The sequence below is a fragment of the Marinobacter daepoensis DSM 16072 genome (assembly GCF_000421165.1).
Taxonomy (GTDB): domain Bacteria; phylum Pseudomonadota; class Gammaproteobacteria; order Pseudomonadales; family Oleiphilaceae; genus Marinobacter; species Marinobacter daepoensis.
The window spans coordinates 93,066-107,880 of the sequence record NZ_ATWI01000016.1; the positions used below are offsets into that span (position 1 = coordinate 93,066).

At 55.3% G+C, this 14,815-nt stretch carries 12 protein-coding genes; 8 read left to right on the forward strand and 4 right to left on the reverse strand.

From position 1 onward, the window contains the following. Window positions 1–14 precede the first annotated feature (14 nt). A complete protein-coding gene (locus K325_RS0117880) occupies window positions 15–1,223 on the reverse strand; it encodes an acetyl-CoA C-acetyltransferase (protein ID WP_029655629.1) in 1,209 nt (402 codons plus the stop codon). Window positions 1,224–1,409: 186 nt separating this feature from the next. On the opposite strand from K325_RS0117880, the gene K325_RS0117885 reads away from it, so the two are divergent. Then, complete coding sequence (locus tag K325_RS0117885; protein WP_029655630.1) at window positions 1,410–1,673, forward strand: late competence development ComFB family protein; 264 nt, start codon at window positions 1,410–1,412, stop codon at window positions 1,671–1,673. 2 nt (window positions 1,674–1,675) lie between these two features. Here the strand turns inward: K325_RS0117885 and K325_RS0117890 are convergent, their stop codons facing one another. Next, window positions 1,676–4,123 (reverse strand): DUF349 domain-containing protein, encoded by a 2,448-nt coding sequence (locus tag K325_RS0117890; protein ID WP_029655631.1) that lies wholly within the window; start codon window positions 4,121–4,123, stop codon window positions 1,676–1,678. Window positions 4,124–4,278: 155 nt separating this feature from the next. On the opposite strand from K325_RS0117890, the gene K325_RS0117895 reads away from it, so the two are divergent. Continuing rightward, window positions 4,279–4,755, forward strand: a complete 477-nt coding sequence (locus tag K325_RS0117895) for a regulatory protein RecX (RefSeq protein WP_029655632.1) — start codon at window positions 4,279–4,281, stop codon at window positions 4,753–4,755. Between the two features lie 4 nt (window positions 4,756–4,759). On the opposite strand, the gene mltF is transcribed toward K325_RS0117895, so the two are convergent. Beyond that, the gene (gene mltF, locus K325_RS0117900; RefSeq protein ID WP_029655633.1) at window positions 4,760–6,259 is read right to left on the reverse strand and encodes a membrane-bound lytic murein transglycosylase MltF; all 1,500 of its coding nucleotides are present in this window, start codon (window positions 6,257–6,259) and stop codon (window positions 4,760–4,762) included. Between the two features lie 270 nt (window positions 6,260–6,529). Between mltF and purL the strand changes: the two genes are divergently transcribed. Next, complete coding sequence (gene purL, locus K325_RS0117905; RefSeq protein WP_029655634.1) at window positions 6,530–10,435, forward strand: phosphoribosylformylglycinamidine synthase; 3,906 nt, start codon at window positions 6,530–6,532, stop codon at window positions 10,433–10,435. Between the two features lie 438 nt (window positions 10,436–10,873). After that, window positions 10,874–11,188 carry a YqfO family protein gene (locus K325_RS0117910; protein WP_029655635.1) on the forward strand — a complete coding sequence of 105 codons (315 nt, stop codon included), beginning with the start codon at window positions 10,874–10,876 and terminating at the stop codon, window positions 11,186–11,188. A gap of 7 nt (window positions 11,189–11,195) precedes the next feature. On the opposite strand, the gene K325_RS0117915 is transcribed toward K325_RS0117910, so the two are convergent. Further along, complete coding sequence (locus K325_RS0117915) at window positions 11,196–11,750, reverse strand: NUDIX hydrolase (RefSeq protein ID WP_029655636.1); 555 nt, start codon at window positions 11,748–11,750, stop codon at window positions 11,196–11,198. A 93-nt stretch (window positions 11,751–11,843) separates the two neighbouring features. Here K325_RS0117915 and K325_RS0117920 point away from each other — a divergent pair, with 93 nt between their 5' ends. From K325_RS0117920 to purT, 4 genes are read left to right on the forward strand one after another with little or no spacing between them, the layout of a single operon-like run. Then, window positions 11,844–12,431: a CoA pyrophosphatase gene (locus K325_RS0117920; protein ID WP_029655637.1), complete on the forward strand. Its 588-nt coding sequence runs from the start codon at window positions 11,844–11,846 to the stop codon at window positions 12,429–12,431. Window position 12,432: 1 nt separating this feature from the next. Further along, window positions 12,433–12,969 carry a gamma carbonic anhydrase family protein gene (locus K325_RS0117925; RefSeq protein ID WP_029655638.1) on the forward strand — a complete coding sequence of 179 codons (537 nt, stop codon included), beginning with the start codon at window positions 12,433–12,435 and terminating at the stop codon, window positions 12,967–12,969. Further along, entirely contained in the window at window positions 12,966–13,148 is a 183-nt protein-coding gene (locus K325_RS18160) for a DUF1289 domain-containing protein (protein ID WP_036193806.1), read from the forward strand. Before K325_RS0117925 ends, K325_RS18160 begins: the two co-directional genes overlap by 4 nt. Window position 13,149: 1 nt before the next feature. Next, on the forward strand, window positions 13,150–14,352 hold the full coding sequence (purT, locus tag K325_RS0117930) for a formate-dependent phosphoribosylglycinamide formyltransferase (RefSeq protein WP_029655639.1): 1,203 nt from the start codon (window positions 13,150–13,152) through the stop codon (window positions 14,350–14,352). Window positions 14,353–14,815: the final 463 nt, after the last annotated feature.

Genomic DNA, 14,815 nt, shown 5'->3' on the forward strand with positions numbered 1-14,815 from the left:
GCTTGATAGTGGGTTCAGACGCGCTCAATGATCGTCGCAATGCCCATGCCGCCACCGACACACAAGGTGGCAAGGCCGTAGCGCAACTGTCGGCGCTCCAGCTCATCCAGCAGGGTGCCCAGTATCATGGCCCCGGTCGCGCCCAGAGGGTGCCCCATGGCAATGGAACCACCGTTTACGTTAACCTTTTCATCCGGGACAGAGAGCTCTTTCTGGAATCGCATTACGACAGAGGCAAAGGCTTCATTCACTTCAAACAGGTCGATTTGTCCGGCGGTCATGCCGGCCTTTTCCAGCGCCTTGCGGGCTGCAGGTGCGGGCCCCGTGAGCATGATGGTGGGGTCGGTGCTGGTGACAGCGGTCGCGACAATACGAGCCCTGGGCTTCAGCCCCAGTTCCTTTCCTTTGGCTTCGCTGCCAATCAGCATGGCGGTAGCGCCGTCAACAATTCCAGAGGAATTGCCTGCGTGATGCACGTGGTTGATCTTCTCCACGTAGTGATATTTCTCACGGGCGACGCCATCAAATCCCATTTCGCCCATCATCTGAAAGGAAGGCTTCAGGCCAGACAGAGACTCCACGGTTGTATTGCCCCGTACATGCTCATCACGATCAAGGATGACCACGCCGTTCTGGTCGGTTACCGGAACAACTGACTTGGTGAAGTAGCCATTTTCCCAGGCGTTTGCTGCTTTCTGCTGGGACTGGACCGCAAAGCGATCAACATCTTCCCGGGTGAAGCCTTCCAGAGTTGCGATCAGGTCCGCACCGATGCCCTGAGGCATAAAACCAGTGTGAAGGTTGGTTTCGGGGTCAGTTGCCCAGGCACCACCGTCTGACCCCATCGGGACCCGCGACATCGCCTCGACACCCCCGGCCACCACGAGGTCTTCCCAGCCCGAGCGGACCTTCATGGCCGCGAGGTTGACGGCTTCAAGGCCTGATGCGCAGAACCGGTTAAGCGTAACGCCAGCGACTTTTTCGTCCCAGTCTGCGGCCAGAGCCGCTGTCTTGGCGATATCGGCTCCCTGGTCGCCTACGGCGGTTACACACCCCATGACAATGTCATCAACCTGGGCTGTGTCAAGCTGGTTACGTTGTTGAAGGGCGTTGAGGACGGTTGTCAGCAGGGTGATGGGTTTGACGCTGTGTAACGATCCGTCTTTCTTGCCGCGACCACGGGGGGTGCGGACCGCGTCGAAAATATACGCCTCGGTGCTCATGTGGATTCCTCTGATTGTTGTCCGGGCCTGTTTTCAAGGAGTGATAACCATAGCCGCTCAGTGTAGCCTCGGGGAATGACTGGCGTTGCCAATCCCATTGGCGAAATTGCTCAGTTCCCATGACATGGGCCGATGCGGCTTCTATCTTTAGAACAGGTGCGGCAGAAACTTCAGGCAGGTGCGGTCATGTCTCTGAGAGATGCCATTGACAATTTTTACGAAAGGCTTGTACAGGATGCGATTGATGCAACCCGGGAAGCGTCAGATACCGCTGATTTCCTGACCGACGTCATGTGCGTTGCGTTGAATCGATTGCCGGCGAGGTACTATCGGCACACCATTGACATGATGTTTTACCTGGCTGATGAAGAGCTGAAAGAGATGAAAGCGAACTCCCTGGCCGCCGTAAAACAGGCCAGGGAGTTTGTTCGGGAACATCAGAGGAGTTGATGCTACCGATGCAGGTGGGTTTCGAGTGCCTGAGCGAGTCGCTCGGCGTGTTCCGTGTGCACGTCATCAATAGCCGGATGCAGACACCAGATGGCGATCAGCCTTTCCAGTTCTTGTTCCGGCGTGCTGTTGTCACCGCCACCCAGGCCTTCGGCCAGACGCTGAACCTGAATCTCCATTCGGCGCCCCTGGTCGGCATCCGGGGTCTCTTTGCCCGAGAGAATCTCGGCCCGAATGACCAGGTCTCGCCCGGAAAGCGGTTCTGCGTCTGCAGCGAGTTTCTGCCAGGCCGGTGGTGTCTGTTCTGAAGACAGAGAGCCTGAGACGCGGTTGGTAATCAGGCTTTTCCAGCTCTCAAGCCTGGCGGTCAGTTTCCGGCGCTGGCCAAGGCTCGCCAGATGCTGGCGAAGGCTCTGAACCTCCTCGCGAACGGGGCGGGACAAAGGGCTGTCGGCGAGGCGCTTTAATGCACTTTTCGCCTCTTCAAGGGTAGCCTCATCAACCTCTGTGCCCAGGCTTTGATAGTTTTCAAGAGCTGCGCGGGCGGCCTCGTCGGCCTCATTGCTTGCTTGTTGCTGGGCCGAGCGCTGGGCCTCTCTGCGTTCAAAAATCTGGTCACAGGCTTTACGAAAGGCTTGCCAGAGCTTGCGGTCTTCGCGATGGCGGGTAATACCTACCGTTTTCCACTCAGTCTGAAGCGCTTTGGCCTGGTCCATCGCCTCCTGCAGCGGTTCATGGTTGATCAGAGACTGGGCGCGTTCGACGATCGACTGCTTGGCGGTTTCGTTCCGGAGTCGTTCTTCATCCAGAGGCCGCTCAAGTTGTTTCAGCAGGTCATCGAATCGTTTCTGCATCTGACGATTGTCGCGGAAGTCCACAGGCCAGGCAGCTTTCCATTCCTGGCGGGCGGTCTGATGAATCCGTTCTGCTCCTTTCCAGTCGATGTTTGTCCAGTCGGCGTGTTGTAGAAAGTGCTCAAGCTCTTCGCAGATGGCAGCGCGTTTCTGGAGGTTCGCCTGTTTCAGGTCGGATTTTGCCTCGAAGTAGGCTTTGCAGGGCTCGTAGGCCTGGTCTGAGGCGGCCTTGAACCTATTCCACAGGGACCGGTCCGATGAACCACCGAGTTCTCGCCATTCGTTCTGCAATTCCTTGATCCGCTCAGCCTTGGCCTCGGGCTCTATGGGTTGATCGGCAAGATACTCCATTTGCTCACAGAGCGACTGTTGTTTCGGTGCGGTGGCGAAGCCTTGCCAGTCGCTGAGCTCCCGGAACTGGCCAGCCAGCAGTTGCATTCGGGCCTGGAAGCCTTTTCGGTGGCGCTGGTCCAGCGCCTGAAACTGCCCCTGAGCAACCTTCAGAAGTTGGCGGGATTCCTTGAACTGCCTAGCTTCCAGAGCGGCCTCCAGCTTGGGGAGTGTCGACTCCAGTGCCTCAGTGCTCATTTTCTGTTGCTCATGGTCGGCAGATGAGGGCGTTTGGGGTTTGGGTTTGCCGGCCAGTGCTTGCAGGCCTGAGAGTGGTTCGGGTAAGGGGAATTCCTTTGGCCACGCGACTTCGGCCAGTAACGCGTTTACCAATTGCTGAGGGGCGTCTGTTGAACCACCATTCAGTTCTGTTATCTGGGGCAGAACGTTATTGAGTCGCCTGACGGCGGCCAGATAATTGCGCAAGGCCAGCATGCTCTGCTCGTACCGCTTTTGTTCCTGCTTGTCGACCTGGGTTTCCCGAGTGGCTTCCAGCCACCGGTTCTCTTGGGTTTTCTGCAATGCATCGAGGGCGGATTCTGAAGGGAGCCCCGAGGCGTCTGCAGACTTGAGCTGGGCCAGGGTCTGTTGCAGAAGTTCAAGTGTTTCGTCCCTTTGGCACTTTTGCTCCAGGTGGCGTTGCTCTTCCGCTTGGTCTTCTTTGAACTGTTTCAGGCGCTCGCGGATTTGGTGGACGGCTTCCAGAAACTGTTGTGTCTGTTCGGGGGTGGCCTGCTCCTCAACGGTTTGCCAACTGTCCTGAACGGAAGTCAGTCGCGCCTCGAACAGTTTGGTGTCCTCGCTTTTCGCCTGATCCTGTGCCTGGCGGACCAGCTCTGCGATACGGTTTTTAACCGCTTTTTCTTTGGCTTGCTGATCTTTTAGCTGCTGTAACGACTGTTTGGCGGTTTGATAGACGCCTTTGTCACGGCCTTTGGCCTGTTTAAGAACTTCTTGCAACAGGTCTTCCTGCTGAAGCTTTCTGGCGGCTTCCAGGCGGAGTGCCGATGTCATACCCTCTATGGCCAGCTTGGCGAGTGCCGGCTGAGATGGGTCGGAGTTGAGCAGTTTTTCTTGTTGTTGTCGTTGTAGCTGCTTTTTGTCCTCTTCCGAGGGCTGGTCATTTTCCTGTTTTCTGGCTGCCTTCGGGCGCTCTTGGGAGACGGTTTTTCGGTTTCTGAACAACTTCTGAATGAATGCAGCCATATAAAGGTATCCTTGGGATTGCAACCAGTTTGCGGTGACGGCAGAGTGTCCGCCTTCCGGCCCGGCCTCAGTCTGGTCCGGGTAGTATGTACTGCCGGGGATTGTCCCGGGATGCTAAGTCTATCGTTTTGCAAGTCGTGGCGGAAAGGGCCTGTATGGCAAAAGATCAAAAACACGCTGACCCGGAATACCTGGCTCGTTCTGCGGCCCTTCGGCTTTTGGCACGCCGGGAACACAGTCGCTATGAGCTCACGCTCAAGCTGAGGCAGAGGCATCTTGAGACGGATGTGATTGAGTCTGTACTTGATGACTATGAGCGTGAGGGCTGGCTGGATGATGATCGGTTCGCTGATATCTACGCGCGCCAGCGGATAGAGGCAGGGTACGGGCCCCTGAGAATTCTGGCCGAGTTGCAGCAGCGCGGAGTGAAGGAGGTGCCAGTATGCCTCTCTTTGGTGACCGAGGATGAATGGTGTCAAAAAGCCGCCCGGGCCCGCGAAAAGCGCTTCGGGTTGGGAAGGCTTGATGGAGATCTGCCGGAAAAAGCCCGTCAGGCCAGGTTTCTGGCGCGACGTGGATTCTCGGCATCACACTCAGAGTATGCGCTGGTGTCGCTCCCGGACGCTTTTTGAGGCGTCAGAGTGTTGGTGGGATCAGTTGTAACTCGGGAGGTAGCTCTGCCCGGAAATCCGTTTGTGGTTCGCCGACGGAGGCCTCCGGGTTGTCTTCAAGCCAGGCTAGTTCGCTTTCAGGCTCTGACGGAGCCGGAGAGTCTGGCGCCGTCACTCGGACGAGAACGTCGTAGTATCGCCGTATGTTCTGCACGTAAACTACCGGCTCGTTGCCGCGGGCATAGCCGAAGCGGGTTTTTGAATACCATTCTTTCTGGGCCAGTAAGGGCAGGAATTCCTTTACGTCCATCCATCGGTCAGGGTTTTTGCCGGCTGACTCAGCGAGGCGCCTTGCATCCTCAAGGTGACCAAAACCGACGTTGTATGAAGCCAGCGCAAACCAGGTGCGGTCTGGCTCAGGTATCCGCTCTGGAATACGGCCATGCACCATCCGGAAATATCGTGCGCCACCCTCTATACTCTCCTCGGCATCCAGTCGGTTATTGATGCCGATGTAATTGGCGGTGGTTCGGGTCAGCATCATCAAGCCGCGCACGCCAGTGGGGGACACGGCGTTAGGGCGCCAGTGCGATTCCTGATAACCGATGGCTGCCAGTAGCCGCCAGTCCATGCCAGACGCTTCCGCGTAATCCCGGAACAGTGACTGGTATCGCGGCAGCCGGTTTTCAACGTGGTGCATGAACGTTCGGGCTCCGACGTAAGTGAGTCGGTCCAGATGCCCGTAGAAACGTTCGGCAAGCTGAGCCATGGTTCCGTTGTTCCTGACCCGCTCCATGAAGACCGAGGCTGCGTTGACCAGGCTGTCGTCCTGAGCGCCGGGGAAAAGCCAGACAAGATCGCTCGGTTCGTTCAGAGCGAAGGCTTCATACACCTTTGGGAAAAATACGTGATTGAGGTCGAGTTCATTGGATGCTATGACCGCGTAGCTGAATTCGCCGCTCTCCACCCTTGCCAGCAGTCCGGCCGCATCCAGGCCAGGGTGCTTTTCGATCAGCGGTGCCTGATCGTCAGTGGCATCCGCGATCAGATGTTCATGATTGCTGTCGGCCAGCATGTGCATTGTTTCGGAAGCCAGATCGTCCAGAGATTCGGGAGCGGGCACCTCTTTGTTATAGACAATGACGGACTGTGCGGTTACGCCAATCGGAAGGGTATAATAGGCGCCCTCAAGGTCTGGACGCTTCGTCAGCCCGGCAAGGCCGATGTGTGCGTAGTTTCTGGAAAGTACGGAAAGAATTTCTGAATTGTCTTCGGCAACGCGAACGCGTAGTTCAACGCCCAGCTCGTCAGCAAACAGTCTGGCGAGTTCGTAGTCGTAGCCGGTATCCAGGTCCTGGTCCTGATAATAGATGGAGGGTGCGACCCGGGTGATGACATGAAGAACGCCTTCATCCCGGATTTCCTGAAGGGTGGTAGGCCTTGTGCAACCGGTGGCGAGAACAACGGCCAGTACCAGTGTCAGACGCGCACTGTTGCTTCGGAATGTGCTGATAAATCGTGACAAATCCCTTCTCTCCACTAAAAGCCCAATGCTCAGGAACCTTTGGGAAACCGCTCCCGGGATCCTGCGGTTAACGCTCATTGCCATCCATGCCTGAATCCAATGATCCCTGCTGAACAGCAGATGGTCAATTATTGTGGCCAATTGCTGTGCAAAAGAATGTCAATTTTACATTATCGAAAGAGTCCAGCTGGCGCTGTAACCTGCGATCGGTTTCAAGTATCATGGCGGCCTTTCAGACGTCCCCCGATTCGCGCGATACAGGTTGATATCATGCTTGAGCTTCGCGGCGCGCCAGCGCTCTCGCCTTTTCGTTCCCGCAAACTGCATTCCCGTATACAGGAAATGGTGCCGGGTGTAGAACATGTGTATGCCGAGTTCATGCACTTTGTGGATCTAGATGCGGACCTTTCCGATTCGGAACAGGCCATTCTGGACCGGCTGCTGACCTACGGTCCAAGCGTTCAGGTGGAAGAACCTGATGGCATTCTGTTCCTTGTGGTTCCGCGGCCAGGCACGCTTTCTCCCTGGTCCAGCAAGGCAACCGACATTGCCCGCAACTGCGGACTAAGACAGATCCGAAGAATAGAGCGGGGCATCGCCTATTACGTCAGAGCCGGCAAAAAGCTTGGCCTTGAGCAGCGCGAGCAGATCGCAGCAGTGCTTCATGACCGGATGACCCAGAAAGTGTTCCATGAGATGGGCGGTGCAGAGCTGCTATTCAGTCATGAAGAGCCTCGCTCGCTTGGACGGGTTCCGGTGCTTGCTGGTGGCCGGGAAGCCCTTGTGGAAGCCAATGCCCGGCTGGGCCTGGCGCTGGCCGATGACGAGATCGATTATCTGGTTAGCTCTTTCGTTGGCCTAGAACGTGACCCTACCGACGTTGAGTTGATGATGTTTGCGCAGGCAAACTCTGAGCACTGTCGACATAAGATTTTCAATGCTTCCTGGGATATTGATGGAGAAGGGCAGGAGAAATCGCTGTTTGCGATGATTCGCAATACCTTCGAAATGAACAGTGAGGGCGTGTTGTCTGCCTATAAAGACAATGCCTCTGTGATTGCCGGCAGCGAGGCGGGCCGCTTCTTCCCGGATCCGGACACCGGGGTCTACGGTTACAACCGTGAGCCGGTTCATATCCTGATGAAGGTGGAGACCCACAACCATCCGACGGCCATTTCTCCGTTCTCGGGCGCGGCAACCGGTTCCGGTGGTGAAATCCGGGATGAAGGCGCAACCGGGCGAGGGTCTAAACCAAAGGCCGGGCTTGCAGGCTTTACCGTGTCGAACCTGAATATTCCAGGTGACGAGCAACCTTGGGAAATCGGTTATGGCAAGCCGGACCGGATTGCGTCTGCGCTAGATATCATGATTGAAGGTCCTATTGGTGGTGCGGCTTTCAACAACGAATTCGGTCGGCCTAATCTGGCGGGCTATTTCAGAACGTTTGAGGAAAAGGTATCCGGGGTAGCGGGTGAAGAAGTTCGGGGCTACCACAAGCCGATCATGATCGCTGGTGGCTTGGGTAACATCCGTGAACAGCATGTCGAGAAAGGCAATATTCCGGTCGGAGCAAAGCTGATTGTGCTGGGTGGGCCTTCGATGTTGATCGGTCTTGGGGGCGGCGCAGCGTCCTCCATGGATTCCGGCTCCAGTCACGAAAACCTTGACTTCGCGTCTGTTCAGCGGGACAACCCGGAAATGGAACGTCGCTGCCAGGAGGTGATTGATCGCTGCTGGCAAATGGGCGACAACAACCCGATCTGTTTTATCCACGATGTTGGCGCTGGTGGTTTGTCCAATGCCATGCCTGAGCTGGTTAAAGATGGCGGTCGGGGAGGCAAGTTTGAATTGCGGGATATTCCCAGTGATGAGCCCGGTATGTCTCCTCTGGAAATCTGGTGTAACGAATCCCAGGAACGTTACGTCATGGCAGTGGCGCCGGAAAACCTTGATCTGTTTGATGCCTTGTGTCGCCGGGAGCGTTGCCCGTATGCCGTTATTGGTGAGGCGATCGAAGATCATCACCTGGAATTAGGCGATTCCTACTTTAATGATAAGCCTGTCGACCTTCCCATGGAGGTCCTGTTCGGTAAGCCGCCGCGCATGCATCGCAGCGTCACCCGGTCATCTTTCACCAAGCCGATCTTTGATTCGACGAAGATCGACCTGCACGATGCCGTTCGCCGGATTCTGCGCCTGCCTTCTGTTGGCTCTAAAAACTTCCTGATCACCATTGGCGACCGTACCATTACAGGTCTTGTTGCCCGGGACCAGATGGTCGGGCCCTGGCAGGTACCGGTCAGTGATGTGGCTGTCACGGCTGCCTCGTTTGATGTGCGGGCGGGCGAGGCCATGGCCATGGGCGAGCGGACTCCGATCGCTGTGATTGATGCGCCAGCCTCTGGCCGCATGGCTGTTGGAGAAGCTATTACCAACCTGGCAGCTGCGCCGATTGCCAAATTGTCGGATATCCGGTTGTCGGCAAACTGGATGGCGGCGGCCGGGCACCCTGGTGAAGATGAGAATCTTTACGAGACGGTGCGGGCTGTCGGTATGGAGCTTTGTCCGGCTTTGGGCATCACCATCCCCGTTGGTAAGGACTCTATGTCCATGAAAACGGCGTGGGAAGAAGATAACGGTGAGCAGAAGAGTGTCACGGCACCGTTGTCGCTGATTGTCAGTGGCTTTGCGCCAGTGACGGACGTTGCCCGCACCCAGACCCCTCAGCTGCGCTCGGATGCTGGCGAAACGGATCTGATCCTTGTGGACCTGGCGGCAGGCCAGAACCGCCTGGGCGGGTCTGCATTGGCTCAGGTGTATCGCCAGGTTGGTGCGGTTGCGCCCGATCTGGACGATCCTGAAGACATCAAGGCATTTTTTGCCGTTATCCAGGGGTTGAATGCTGACGGAAAGCTGCTGGCTTATCATGATCGGTCGGATGGTGGGTTGTTCGTCACTCTGGCTGAGATGAGCTTCGCCGGAAGAACCGGCGTCGATATCAGGCTCGATGGCCTGGCTGAAGATGAAACCCAGTTTGCCCGGGAGCTTTTCAATGAAGAGCTCGGTGCGGTTATCCAGGTTCGCCGAGCGGATACCGATTTTGTGTTGCAGCAGTTCTCTGGAGCCGGTCTTGGTGACCATACGAGTGTGGTTGGTACCCTGAATGATAAAGATCGGGTCAGGCTGTTGTTTGCAGGCGAGTCGGTACTTGATGAGTCTCGCACAGACCTGCAGCGGTTGTGGGCAGAGACCAGCTATCGCATTCAATCACTGAGGGATAACGCCGATTGTGCCCAGGAAGAGTTCGACAGCCTGCTGGATGAGGGTGATCCGGGGCTGGGCGCTGAGCTGACGTTCGACGTTAATGAAGATATCGCTGCGCCTTTCGTCAATACGGGTAAGCGGCCCAGGGTTGCTGTGCTCAGGGAGCAGGGTGTTAACGGCCAGGTAGAGATGGCTGCGGCGTTTGACCGTGCCGGGTTCGAAGCCACTGATGTTCACATGAGTGACTTGCTTTCTGGCCGGGTCAGTCTTGATTCCTTCCAGAGCCTGGTGGCTTGTGGCGGGTTCTCGTATGGAGATGTGCTGGGTGCCGGCGAGGGATGGGCGAAGTCGATCCTGTTTAACGACCGGGTTCGTGATCAGTTTGCAGCATTTTTCAATCGTCAGGATACGTTGGCTCTTGGCGTGTGTAACGGTTGTCAGATGTTGTCGAACCTTCATGAGCTGATTCCTGGCAGTGAAGGCTGGCCCCGCTTTGTACGCAATCAGTCTGAACAGTTTGAAGCACGATTTGTCATGGTTGAGGTGGCGCCGTCGCCGTCTGCCTTCCTCGAAGGCATGGCAGGTTCCCGTATGCCGATTGCGGTGGCTCATGGCGAAGGGCGGATTGAGTTTGCCCCGGGCAATTCAGCCAAGGCATTGGCAGAGAGTGAGTTGATCGCTCTGCGATACGTCGACAACCGTGGCGAGGTGACAACCCGTTACCCGTACAACCCTAACGGCTCTGAGTCTGGGATTACAGGCATCACCTCTCGGGATGGCCGGGTTACGATCATGATGCCACACCCGGAAAGGGTGTTCCGTGCAGTTCAGCATTCCTGGCGGCCGGATGGCTGGCAAGAGGATGGTCCGTGGCTGCGTATGTTCCGTAATGCCAGAAAGTGGTTTGGTTGATTCGCTGAGGCGTTATTGACCTGCCAGAAAAGCCGGCCTTCAGGTTTCGTTGACAACAGCGGAGCATTGGGGCCGGTTTTTTATTGTGTGTAAGAACGTCTCAGTGCGGGCTGACAGTAGCTCTGATGCAAAAATAATGTTGAAAAACTGCAATTCCGGACTTGACTAAAGAACTTTATGCACATTTTTGTGGTGGCTCTGGTTGTTCTGTGAACAACTCGCGAGAATTCCGTTTGTATTTTGATCTTGGTTCGCAACTCATTGAAACATAAGAAAATAAAATTGCGGGTGAAAATGTCGGCAATTTGAGTTGAGGCCAGTAATGATGGGGGCTGGGGGGCGATTCCCCAGAACTTTCCCCAGAGTTATCCACAGAATCTGTGGGTAACTTTGAAAACTTCATTGGTGAGCAAAGGTTGATCAAGGGGAGGGGTGGTTGTGTATAAAATCTGTTACTTCGTGCCGGAGAGTCATCTTGAGCAAACCAAACAGGCGTTATTTGATGTCGGAGCAGGGAAATTAGGGGATTACGACTCCTGTGCCTGGCAATGCGAAGGTCAGGGGCAGTTTCGGCCGCTGACAGGCAGTACTCCCTTTCTGGGGCAGCAGGGGCAATTGGAGGTCGTGCGTGAGTATAAGGTGGAGTTGGTCTGTCAGGATGCTTTGATTCGGGATGCGCTTCACGCACTCAAACAGGCGCACCCCTACGAAGAGCCGGCCTACGAGGTCATTCGGTTGGAGGCTATCGGGTAACGGGGCTTCACTGGCGAGTCGGTTTACCCAGAGCGTGGCGGATGTCGCTGACATGTACGCCGAACTGAGTGCTTTCCAGGTCTGCCAGGAAGAGTTCAAGGGTCTTGCGCACGGTTGGGAAGGAGATTTCATCCCAGGGGATTTCTTTGGGGGCGAAGAGCCTGGATTCCAGAGATTCCTCTCCGGCGCCAAATTGGCCATCGATCAGGCTGGCCCGGTAAAACATATGTACCTGGTTGATGTGAGGCACGTCGATGATGGAGTAAAGGCCGTCGATGTTCACTTCTGCCAGCGCTTCTTCCCGGGTTTCGCGTGCCGCCGCTTCGACGGTGGTTTCGGCGTTCTCCATAAATCCTGCAGGCAGCGTCCAATAGCCATAGCGGGGTTCGATGGCCCGGCGACAAAGCAGAATCCGGCCTTCCCAGACGGGTACGGTCCCCGCCACAATTTTGGGGTTCTGGTAGTGTATGGTTTCGCAGCTGACACAGACGTAGCGGTGGCGGTTATCACCTTCCGGAATTCGCTGTTCGACCGGATGGCCGCATGTGCTGCAATACTTCATTATTTTCCCCGTATACTGAGAGCGTTGGTCATCAGTTTAACCATCCCGGCGGTCCATGTCTCATTCAATGTCGGGATGCTATCGGAGTAACCCGTGCGCGATCTATTGTTTGAAAAATTATCCAGCTATGCCCCAAAGCAGTTGGCGCTGGATTATCCGGAAGCCGGTATCCTGGTGCCGGTTACCGACAATGAAGCAGACCCTGAGATGATCTTTACGCTGAGGTCTGCCAATCTGAAAACTCACCGGGGGCAGGTGTCGTACCCGGGTGGCAAGCGCGACCCGGAAGACACCTCTCTCATTGCGACAGCGCTTCGGGAAACCCACGAGGAGATAGGGTTACCGCCGGAGCAGGTTGAAGTGGTTGCACCGTTGAGTCAGGTTATGTCCCGTTACGGCATCCTGGTCACACCTTATGTTGGTTTGGTTCCGGAGGATCACCCGGTCGAGCCTAATCCTGATGAAATCGAAAGCGTGTTCCGGGTCCCGATTGCCTATTTTCTGGAAGACCGGCGAGAACGCACAGATGCACTGAGTTTCCTGAATCATACCTTCTATGTGCCTTGCTACCGTTGGGAGCGATATCAGATTTGGGGGTTGTCAGCGGTGGTTCTGGTCGACTTTCTTAACGCCGTGTACGATGCCGGTATTGATCTTCTCGAACCCCCTCAAGGAGAGTGACATGTATTACGAGTTGGATGGTATACGCCCCAGGTTGATTGGTGATGATCAGTTTGTTGCCCACAACGCGACTGTTATCGGCAATGTCCGGCTGCTGGAAAAAAGCAGTCTCTGGTACAACGTAGTGATTCGTGGTGATAACGAACTGATTACGATTGGTCCCGAATCCAATGTCCAGGATGGCACCGTATTGCACACGGATTCCGGGTTCCCGATGACTATTGGGCGGGGAGTGACTGTTGGGCATAAGGCGATGCTTCATGGATGTGAAGTTGGTGACTACTCATTGATAGGTATCAATGCTGTGGTGCTGAATGGAGCCAGAATCGGAAAGCACTGCCTGATTGGGGCGAATACGCTTATCCCGGAAGGGATGGAAATCCCCGATGGGTCGATGGTTGTCGGAGCTCCGGGCAAAATCAAGCGCCAACTGAATGAGAGTCAGAAGAAGATGCTGGAAATGAGTGCGGCCCATTATGTACAGAATGCGGCGCGTTACAGTCAGGGGTTCAGGTCTTGTGAGCCGGAGTCAGAATGAGGAGGGCGGACCGGGTGCGCTCTCCTTGTGTAAGTGTTTGCGCGTTGGATGAAAACGATGTCTGCATAGGCTGTCATCGTACGGGAGATGAAATTCTCCGTTGGACTCAAATGACGGATGAAGAGCGCAGAAGCGTTTTGAAACAGGTAGCAATCAGGGAACAGAAGGTGGCTTTATAAAATGACAAAGAATTCTGATACCCGAGTGAGGGTGGGGACCCCTCTTAAAGCCAGCGCATTCCGAGTGCTTTTTTGTGGCTCCGGAGAGTTAGGTAAAGAAGTGGTTATAGAGCTCCAGCGGTTTGGGGTTGAAGTGATTGCGGTTGATCGATATGCGGATGCTCCGGCTATGCAGGTGGCTCACCGTTCACACGTTGTTGATATGCTGGACCCTGAGGCGTTGAGAAAGGTCGTAGAGCTGGAGCGTCCTAACCTCATCGTTCCTGAAATTGAAGCGATTGCGACTCAGGAATTGGTCGAGTTGGAGAACGAGGGCTATCAGGTCATACCGACAGCGCGTGCCGTGAATCTCACGATGAACCGGGAAGGGATTCGCCGCCTGGCTGCAGAAGAGCTTGGGCTTCCCACTTCCCCGTATCGGTTTGCGGGGACTCGTGAGGAGTATCTGCAGGCCGTACGTGAGATAGGCTTTCCTGTGGTGGTGAAGCCTGTGATGAGTTCGTCGGGTAAGGGCCAGAGTATGGTCCGGGCAGAAGCTGATGTGGACGGGGCCTGGGAATACGCCCAGAGTGGCGGCAGGGCCGGTAAGGGAAGGGTGATTGTTGAGGGTTTCGTCGACTTTGACTACGAGATCACTTTGCTTACGGTCAGACATAAAAGTGGAGTGACTTTCTGTGCGCCGATCGGTCATTGTCAGGAGGATGGCGATTATCGGGAGTCCTGGCAGCCACAACCTATGCAGGATCGCGCGCTTGAGCGATCAAAGGAAATTGCCAGGGCGGTGGTTGAAGATCTTGGTGGATACGGCATCTATGGTGTTGAGTTATTTGTTCGTGGCGATGACGTTTGGTTTTCAGAGGTATCCCCACGCCCGCACGACACCGGGTTGGTAACGCTCATTTCTCAGGACCTGTCTGAATTTGCCATTCATGCGCGGGCCATTCTTGGTCTGCCGATTCCTGGGATTCGACAGAATGGACCGAGTGCGTCTGCCGTCATTCTTCCGGAAGGGGATTCTGCTGACGTCGTGTATGAAGGGTTGGATGACGCGCTGGCAAAGCCTGATACCCAGCTTCGGCTGTTCGGCAAGCCCGAACTGCAAGGTCGCCGGCGAATGGGGGTGGCTTTGGCGCTTGGTACCTCTATAGAGGAAGCTCGTAAAACGGCGGGCGAAGCGGCTAAAGCTGTTAAGGTCTCGCTCTAGCCGTGGTTTATTATTGGAAAGAGTCGCCTTGTGTGTTTTTTGGGTGATTTTTGAGCGTTTCGGTTGTAATCTAAGCAGTCAGATAGGTGGAAACCGAAGAGTTGAAAATAAATCGAGAAAGGTCGTTGACAGAATTCCTGAGGGCTGTAGAATGCGCACCACTTCTGAGGGACAAGCCGCTGACAAGCGGAACGAACTGGAAGTAACCACTTGAAAGTGTTGAAGAAAATGGTTTAACAAATTCTTCATAAAGTGGTTGACAAGGTGGCGGTTCGGTGTAGAATGCGCGCCTCGATTAAGCAGTAAGCCGGTTGGATTTGGTGGCTTTCGAAAGAAAGCAAATCACTGAAAATAAACGGTTGACAAGGCGGCGAAACGATGTAGAATACGCCACCTTGATTGAGCAGCAGCTCAAACGCTCTTTAAAAAGTTGACCAAGTAATTCGTGTGGGCGCTGGCCGAG

Coding starts and splice junctions, on each gene's coding strand:
- K325_RS0117890 (WP_029655631.1), bottom strand. CDS start 4,123: ATGGCTGCATTCATTCAGAAGTTGTTCAGAAACCGAAAAACCGTCTCC.
- K325_RS0117925 (WP_029655638.1), top strand. CDS start 12,433: ATGTATTACGAGTTGGATGGTATACGCCCCAGGTTGATTGGTGATGAT.
- purT (WP_029655639.1), top strand. CDS start 13,150: ATGACAAAGAATTCTGATACCCGAGTGAGGGTGGGGACCCCTCTTAAA.
- K325_RS0117880 (WP_029655629.1), bottom strand. CDS start 1,223: ATGAGCACCGAGGCGTATATTTTCGACGCGGTCCGCACCCCCCGTGGT.
- purL (WP_029655634.1), top strand. CDS start 6,530: ATGCTTGAGCTTCGCGGCGCGCCAGCGCTCTCGCCTTTTCGTTCCCGC.
- K325_RS0117895 (WP_029655632.1), top strand. CDS start 4,279: ATGGCAAAAGATCAAAAACACGCTGACCCGGAATACCTGGCTCGTTCT.
- K325_RS0117915 (WP_029655636.1), bottom strand. CDS start 11,750: ATGAAGTATTGCAGCACATGCGGCCATCCGGTCGAACAGCGAATTCCG.
- K325_RS18160 (WP_036193806.1), top strand. CDS start 12,966: ATGAGGAGGGCGGACCGGGTGCGCTCTCCTTGTGTAAGTGTTTGCGCG.
- K325_RS0117885 (WP_029655630.1), top strand. CDS start 1,410: ATGTCTCTGAGAGATGCCATTGACAATTTTTACGAAAGGCTTGTACAG.